The sequence below is a fragment of the Amycolatopsis thailandensis genome, from assembly GCF_042723255.1.
Lineage (GTDB): Bacteria > Actinomycetota > Actinomycetes > Mycobacteriales > Pseudonocardiaceae > Amycolatopsis > Amycolatopsis thailandensis.
Genome location: NZ_JBHXJK010000141.1, coordinates 14,863 through 20,755, shown reverse-complemented (window position 1 = coordinate 20,755; position 5,893 = coordinate 14,863). Strand labels below are relative to the sequence as shown.

Below are 5,893 nucleotides of genomic sequence, written 5' to 3'. Positions count from 1 at the left end.
CCGATCTGGCGACGGGGTGAACGTCCCTTTCGCCTGGGTCGTCACCGTCGAGCGCCGGTCCGTGAAGGCCTCCTTGAGGGACCCAGAGTCCCTCAAGGAGGCCTTCACGGACTTGCCATCCGACAGGACACCATTGCCCTGCCCCTCAAGAGAACGACCCGAAACACTCAAGATCCGCCGCTGGGCCTAGCCGTCTATCCGGTACTCCTCGCCGTCCTTCCGCCGGTCCTTCTCATACGGGGCGAGGGAGTTCGGATCTTCGGGCTTCCGCGGTTCGAGGCCCCGCCGGTCGGTGCCCTGTGCCTCCTTGCCCGGGTCTTCCCGTTCCGTGGTCTCGGGATTGGGGTCGATCTTGCCCCGGTTCCTGGCGATCCCCTCGTCCTTCCAGTCCTTGAGGAGTTCCTGGAGGATCGCCTTCTTTTCGGCGTCGGTGTTCGCGTAGGCCTCGGCGGCCTTCATGACCTGTTCGCCGGCCAGCAGGAACCGCGCGCAGGCGGTCCTCATGAACTGTTCGAGGGCGTCGCGGATCTCCAGCGTCGTGTCGTCCCCCGTGCACGTCGCCCAGTCACGGCCGGAGAGGTGCCGGTCGGCCGCGTCCGCCGTCATGAGCGTCCGCAGTTGCCCCGAATAGGACTCGGCCGCGTCGAAACAGGCTTTCGCGATGTCCATGACGAACTTGAGATCGACCTCGAACCTTCGTTTGTCGGGCCTGCCCGTCGCGGAGTTCGCGGTGAGGTCGTAGAGCTCCAGGTTGAAGCTGTGCACCTCGGCGATCGCCCGCTGCAACCGGGTCACGTCCGCGGTGAAGTCCTCTTCGAGGGTGTCCAGCGCGACATGCTGCTCGTGGAGCGAGGTGTCCAGCCCCTGCAAGATCTCCTGGAGACTCATGGCGTTGCGTGTCTCGGTCATCTCCTGGGCGATGCCGCCGAGGTAGCCGAGCAGACCGAGCGCGGTGCCGATCGGCGACATGACCTTGCCGACCTCTTTCGAAAGGCTCGTCACCACCCCGAGGGTCGATCGCACGCGGTCGAGGGTGTCCATCTTGTCGCCCAGCTCGAAGGTCTTGACGGTGATCTTCTCGTCGAGTTTCGGGGTGGCCCAGTTCAGGCAGCGGATGATGTTGCGGCGGGTGGCCTCGATCGTCGTGGCACGGGTGGAGTACAGGGTCGCCAGGCTGGCGAGCACGAGGGACTGGTTCTGCAGGGTCGGCGCCACGGAGGCGAAGAACCCGGCTTTGAAGGTCGCGGCGGCCAGCCCGGTCCATCCGGTGAACCACAGCTGTTCCTCGCCGGTCCGGCCCGCCAGGTACTGGACGTTGTCGACGACCTCGCGTTTCCCGAGCAGGGCGGTCACGTTCTCTTTCGTGTCCTTGAAGCCCAGGTTGCCCGCGATCTTGAGGTAGGTGTCGTGGGCGGCCTCGAGCTTCGCGAGGTCGGGCCCCTCCAGTTGCGGGACGAACTTCGCGACTTCCTGCCGCCGGTTCCAGGCCAGCCGCTCGATCTGCGCCAGGTTCCGTTCGACATGGCACTCGATGTCGTTCCCGGTCTGCGGGTTGTGACCGTCGCAGTGGACGTCCTTGTAGTGGCCGTTCATACCGTCTTCGACCCACGTGAGGTATCCGCAGAAATCCTCGGAGCCCGACAGGTGTCCGTACGCCTCGGGAGGCCACTGCCAGGCCCAGGACTCCGCCGAGCACGGAACGGTGGGCGAAAGGTGCGTCATGGCGTCGACGGCGTCTTCCATCCAGCGCCTGGTGAGCGCCTTGTGGAAGTCGTTCAATGCTTCTTCCAGCATCCGCTTGTACTCGCTGAGGCTGAGGTACTTGCCGGCCATGGAGGCCCCCGCTTCCCACTCCCTGTGACAAAGTCAGGGGAAGTGTAACGGCATCGCCGGGTTCGCGCGCCCGAAAAGCGAAAGGCCCGGACATCCCCATGTCCGGGCCTTTCGTCCATCCCCCTGCCCCCTTGGGCGGACGCCGCGTCCCCTGCGCGCGGCGTCCGCCCCGATCAGGATTCGCCCGGCTGCTCCGGAGTCAGGAGCCACGCGGCGGCGTAGAGCGGGATCGCGAAGCCGGCGGTGAAGAACACGCCCGCCACGAGGGCGATGCGCAGGATCGCGGCGTCGACGCCGAGGTAGGCGGCCCAGCCGCCGGCGACGCCCGCGAGCATCTTGTCGGTCCGGCTGCGGTAGAGCTTCTTGGTGGCCTGAGGGGTGTACACGCTGTTCGTCATGGATCCATGTTCGCCCGGGACCGACCCCCGGCACATCGGGGAACGGCCCTGGGACGACCCTGGAATCCGACCCTGAGAGACCGAAAACCGGATGCCCGGCGAGTGTCTTCGGCGGTATGACTTCTCGGGTGAAACACGACAGCCCCGAATTCGCCGCCATCGCCGAGCAGGGCACGATCCTGCGCTGCCAGGTCGGGTCCGGGCTGCACGGCACCGCCGTGCTGGGCCAGGACGACCGGGACGAGCTCGGCATCTGCGTCGAGCCGCCCAGTCACGTGATCGGCCTGAAGCGGTTCGAGCAGTACATCTTCCGCACGCAGCCCGAAGGTGTACGGTCTGGTCCTGGCGACCTCGACCTGACCGTCTACTCACTGCGCAAGTGGCTGCGCCTCGCGCTCAACGGGAACCCGACCGTCCTGCTGCCGTTGTTCGTGCCGGAGAGCGAGATCGTCGCGATCGACGAGCTCGGCGCCGAACTGCGCGAGAACGCGCACCGGATCGTCTCGCGCGTCGCGGGTCTGCGGTTCCTCGGCTACTCGCGCGCCCAGCGGGAGCGGATGCTGGGGCTGCGGGGCAAGGCGGGCAGGCCGGAGCTGATCGAGAAGTACGGCTTCGACACGAAGTTCGCCATGCACATGGTGCGCCTCGGCGTGCAGGGTGTGGAGCTGCTGGAGACCGGGCGGATCACGCTGCCGGTCCCCGAGCCGTGGCTGGGCTGGCTCCGCGATCTGAGGCAGGGCAAGAAGTCCCGCGAGGAAGCACTGGAAGCGGCCGAGTCTCTCGAGCGCCGTCTCGACGAACTGGTGCGCGGGGCGTCGCCGCTGCCGGAGGTGCCGGACACCGGCTGGGTCGACGCTTGGCTCGTGCAGGCCTACCTCAGGGCGTGGAAGATGCCTTGATGACGATCAAGGCGAAAGCGCTCACGTTCGGAGTCGCGGTGCTGACCGTGCTGGGAATCGGCACGGCCAGTGCCGCGCCCGAAGATCAGGGCGCGCGGAGCAGGCTCGACGTCGTCCAGGCGCGCGGCGAGATCCGCGTGTGCTCGACGGGGGACTATCGCCCGTTCACCCATCGCGACGCCGACGGCGCGTGGAGCGGGATCGACATCGATCTCGCCGGCGACCTGGCCCGGCGGCTCGGCGTCCGGCTCCAGCTAGTCCAGACCACCTGGAAGGCGATCGCCGACGACGTCGGGCGGAAATGCGACCTCGCCATGGGCGGTGTGTCGGTGACCCTGGACCGGGCGAAGAAGGGCTTCTACACCGTCCCTTACCTCCGTGACGGCAAGACGCCGATCACGTTGTGCGAGAACGAAAATCGGTTCCGGACCCTGGAGCAGATCGATCGGCCCGGCGTCCGGGCGATCGTGAATCCGGGTGGTACCAACGAACAGTTCGCGGACGCCAACCTCAAGCAGGCGAGGATCGTGCGGCATCCGGACAACAACACGATCTTCGCCGAGATCATGGCGGGCCGTGCCGACCTGATGATCACCGACGCGACCGAAACCCGTTGGCAGGCAAAGCAAAACCCGCGCCTGTGCGCGGTGCATCCCGATGAGCCGTTCACCTTTTCGGAGAAGGCGTACCTGCTGCCGCGCGACGTCGTGTTCAAGGAATGGACCGATCAGTGGTTGCACCTCGCGCTGAACGACGGTACTTACGCGCGCATCGCGAAGCCGTGGCTCGGCTGAAATCGGTTTGAACCACTTTCGTTATCCGGCCGTATTCCTGGATGTGGGTGAGGAGGAATCAGACCGGAGGAACACGGATGATGAACAGCGCCGGGAAACACCGCAAGCGGGCGACGATCGGCATCGCGTCCGTCCTCGGGGTGGCCGCGATCGCCGCGGCGATGTTCGCGATCAGCACTCCGGACGGGCAGGCCGCGGAAAGCTGCCAGGGGCTCGACACCGCCCTTCGGAACAACCTCAACTTCATCGCGGGCCAGCAAGCGAAGCCGGACGCTCTTTCCGAAGCGCGGATCGGGAACCGGCAGGCCGTCGTCGACCTCATCCAGCAGCGCCGCCAGACCGCGGGCTGCACCGAAGACGTGCGGGCGGACGGCGGGAAGCAGGAGCGGAACCAGGCCGCCGACGAGGCGGAGAAGGCCGCCGAAAAGGACGCCGGGATGAACGACGCCATGGCGGGTGAGGACGAGGCGGCGATGCGGGAGGACGCGGCGGCCGGGCAGAAGGACGCCGCCGGGAGTGGCGAGGTCGTCTGCCAGGGCTCCACCGTGACGCTGTCCGGAGAGGGCGGCGCGCCGGCCGCGTCGAGCGGCGAGTTTCCCGAAGGCACCAAGCTGAAGGTGACGAACCTGGACAACGACAAGTCCACGACCGTCGAGGTCACCGGCACTTCCGGCAGTTGCGCGCTGCTGAACAACGCGGCCTTCGAACAGGTCCGCGAACCGGGGAAGTTCCTGATCCGCCGGGCCACCATCGAGCGGGTCGGCTGAGGCACCCGCATCGGATCGGGGAAGGCGCGGACAGATCCGGTGCGGCGGCGGCACGAGTCCTCCCGGTCCCCCCTCGGCCGGGAGGACTCGTGGTCGTTTGTATCTCGCTTGTACGCCCTTTCGGGACGCTTTCTCGCGAAACGCCGAGAAAGGACAAACCGATGAGACTCAGACGAGTGGTCACCGCGGCCGCCACCGCCCTGCTGGGCATGGCCGGACTCGCGATCACCGCGACGTCGGCCGAAGCCGCCGTCGGGCCCCGTCCCAACTTCCAGCTGCCCTTCCCCTGCAACCAGGTGTGGAACGGCGACAACGACAACTCCAGCGCGCACAAGGCGTACGAAATCGACTTCAACCGCGGCAGCTCCGCGGGGGCGGACCTGGGCGACACCGTCGTCGCGGCGGCCGCGGGCAAGGTCGTCATCTCGGCCCACCAGGGGTCGGACAACGGGTTCGGCAACCTGGTGAAGATCGACCACGGTGGGGGATGGTCGACCTACTACGCGCACCTGAAGGTCCGCTCGGTCGGGCTCAACGCGCAGGTCGCGCAGGGGCAGAAGATCGGCGAAGTCGGCAACACCTCCAAGCCGGGCAACAACATCAGCCCGCACCTGCACTACGAGGTCCGCACCAACGACTCCTCGTGGCCGAGCAACATCAAGCCCGCGTACTTCAACGGCGTGAAGTTCGGCTACCCCAACGCCAACGTGACCTCCAAGAACACCTGCAGCGGCAACGGGAACCCCAACCCGTACGACGCCGTCGAGGTGTGCGGCGACGGCTACAAGGTGATCGACTCGCAGGCGCTCGGCAGCGCCGCGACCACGTACCTGCTGTACAACAGCACGAACAAGAACAACTGCGTCACCACCATCAAGGCCACCTCGGTCGGCACGGCCAGCGCGGTTTCGGCCTTCCTCGAAGTGGAAGGCGCGGCCAGGAAGTCCGACTCCGGCAGCTTCGAGTACTACGCGGGTCCGGTGAGCGCGGCCGCCGGCGCGAAGTGCGTCAGGTGGGGCGGCTCGGCGGGCTCGTCCAGCTACGAATCCCCGCTGGAACACTGCGGCTGATCCTGTCCCCAGCGCGTGTCATGAGGGGTCCCCTTAGGACAAAAAGTGTCCTAATGGGGGCGCGCAAGAAATCGGGGGGGGGGGGCGGTGGGGGGTGTAGGGAGACGACCAAGCGCCCCGGCCGGCGGGTGC

The 5,893-nt window shown here is 67.1% G+C and carries 6 protein-coding genes; 4 read left to right on the top strand and 2 right to left on the bottom strand.

The features are described from left to right. Positions 1–186: 186 nt before the first annotated feature. On the bottom strand, positions 187–1,833 hold the full coding sequence (locus ACFWMR_RS35960; RefSeq protein ID WP_378381626.1) for a hypothetical protein: 1,647 nt from the start codon (positions 1,831–1,833) through the stop codon (positions 187–189). A gap of 173 nt (positions 1,834–2,006) precedes the next feature. Beyond that, complete coding sequence (locus ACFWMR_RS35955; protein ID WP_007033414.1) at positions 2,007–2,231, bottom strand: PspC domain-containing protein; 225 nt, start codon at positions 2,229–2,231, stop codon at positions 2,007–2,009. A gap of 128 nt (positions 2,232–2,359) precedes the next feature. Here ACFWMR_RS35955 and ACFWMR_RS35950 point away from each other — a divergent pair, with 128 nt between their 5' ends. The 4 genes from ACFWMR_RS35950 (at position 2,360) to ACFWMR_RS35935 (ending at position 5,761) form a co-directional block, all read left to right on the top strand. After that, positions 2,360–3,130 (top strand): nucleotidyltransferase domain-containing protein, encoded by a 771-nt coding sequence (locus ACFWMR_RS35950; RefSeq protein WP_378381625.1) that lies wholly within the window; start codon positions 2,360–2,362, stop codon positions 3,128–3,130. Further along, positions 3,130–3,924 (top strand): transporter substrate-binding domain-containing protein, encoded by a 795-nt coding sequence (locus tag ACFWMR_RS35945; RefSeq protein WP_378381624.1) that lies wholly within the window; start codon positions 3,130–3,132, stop codon positions 3,922–3,924. Before ACFWMR_RS35950 ends, ACFWMR_RS35945 begins: the two co-directional genes overlap by 1 nt. 77 nt (positions 3,925–4,001) lie before the next feature. Continuing rightward, positions 4,002–4,691: a hypothetical protein gene (locus ACFWMR_RS35940; protein ID WP_378381623.1), complete on the top strand. Its 690-nt coding sequence runs from the start codon at positions 4,002–4,004 to the stop codon at positions 4,689–4,691. A gap of 161 nt (positions 4,692–4,852) precedes the next feature. Further along, positions 4,853–5,761, top strand: coding sequence for a M23 family metallopeptidase (locus tag ACFWMR_RS35935; protein WP_244199981.1), 909 nt, complete (start codon positions 4,853–4,855; stop codon positions 5,759–5,761). The last annotated feature ends 132 nt before the right edge of the window (positions 5,762–5,893 follow it).